Source organism: Variovorax sp. Root411 (assembly GCF_001425205.1).
In the GTDB taxonomy this organism is placed as follows: Bacteria; Pseudomonadota; Gammaproteobacteria; order Burkholderiales; family Burkholderiaceae_C; genus Variovorax.
On sequence record NZ_LMDW01000020.1, the window covers coordinates 243,996 to 244,272 of the forward strand.

The window sequence follows — 277 nt, forward strand, 5'->3', positions numbered from 1 at the left end:
GATCCAACAACTGGGCGCTGGCGAGTCGATCAGTGACAGCTTCACCGCCGTGTCCTCCGACGGCACGGCCAGCCAGCTCGTGACGGTGACGATCACCGGGACCAACGACGTGCCGGTGATCGGTGGCGTCGCCAGCGGCGCGGTGAACGAGGATGCATCGACCCCGAACCTGAGCACCGGTGGTGCGTTGACGATTGCCGATGTAGATGTGGGCCAGTCGAACTTCGCGCCACAGGCGAGCACTGCCGGCAGCAACAGCTACGGCAGCTTCTCGCTA

1 protein-coding gene is annotated in these 277 nt (G+C 65.0%); it reads left to right on the forward strand.

From position 1 onward, the window contains the following. On the forward strand, positions 1 to 277 hold a 277-nt coding region (locus ASC92_RS28955), incomplete at both ends, for a VCBS domain-containing protein (RefSeq protein ID WP_200936036.1).